Consider the following 1,141-nt stretch of genomic DNA (forward strand, 5'->3'; position numbering starts at 1 on the left):
CTCCTGCGGGGCGAGGCGGCGGTGCTGCTGCTCCGGGTGGCGAAGAGCGTGGATACGGACTTGCCGAGCGATGAGGAGTTAGTCCAAGCGATGAAAGAGGCTATAGAGGATATAAACGCTAATGCAATGGATTTCGAAGCTCGGCGCAACGTAGACCTGAGCTTCTACGACAAGCTGCCCTACAAGCGGGTCACCAGGACGTACTTCGAAGGCGAGCGGAAGCTCATGTATGCTTGGCGTGACGACGGGAGGAAGAATTACCGGATAATAAATAGTGAAGTAAAAGTAGCAGAAAAACATAGCTCCATTGCCATCGTAGTTGTCAGGATAGAAACTGAGAGTGGTTATAAAGGTCTCGGTGTTTCCCGTTTCAAGAAGATCGACAGCCGTTGGATGATGACGCAGGGCGGCACGCCCGAGAACAGGGACCTCAAGTACGTCTTCCAAGTGGGGTTCGTGAAGCCCTTGAATAAATAATGAAGGATAAATAAAGACATACCGCAAAAAGGAGTGAGAGAGCCTTATGCTCAGGAAAGCCTTGTTAAAGGCTTTTTTCTTTTTGTTCCTGATGGTAGCGTTCGCTAGCCCTGCCTTCGCTTTTTATGGGGGAGGAAATATTAAAGGCGTCCCTGATGACTCCCAAGCCCCGGTCTCCAACGGCATGACCTGGTTCGTCCGCCGGGTCCCGGTGATCCTTTACACGCCGGAAAACATGAGCGTAGACTTCGACGGTACCGTAGGCAAGATAAACCTTTCCAACGTGGACCTGGTCTGGGGCGAGCTCTGGACCAAGCCGGGGTGGGCTCAGGAGGGCACAAGGTATGGGCTGAACGAACTTTACATTCCGGTCAATTCTACTATGCGGCCCGCACCTGCATCAAGCACAAAAGAAGTTATCCTCCCGGACTCCGAGTTTGATGACCCGGCGGTGCTGAACTTACTTGCGGAGTTTTTTCATGTGTCCCCCCAGGTCCGAGTGATCGACCAAAACATGACCTGGGCTGGGGACGCATCTTCGGGCGTTTACGTGAACATCCCCATGCCCTCGCGGGAAGACTTTCTGGCACAGGAACCGGGCATGAACGAAGCTCTCGCGGCGAAGTGGAAGCCCTACCTGGCTAGCAAGGAATATCCTGACGGG

The 1,141-nt window shown here is 53.5% G+C and carries 2 protein-coding genes; both read left to right on the forward strand.

Annotated elements, in window-relative coordinates; genetic code table 11:
• Positions 1-477, forward strand: a 477-nt coding sequence (locus AC1BI1_RS15330) for a hypothetical protein (protein ID WP_476718172.1), incomplete at its 5' end; no start/stop codon positions are given.
• A gap of 46 nt (positions 478-523) precedes the next feature.
• Positions 524-1,141: hypothetical protein (locus AC1BI1_RS15335; RefSeq protein WP_476718173.1), on the forward strand; the 618-nt coding region annotated here is incomplete at its 3' end.

It is taken from the genome of Thermanaeromonas sp. DSM 22490 (assembly GCF_056378755.1).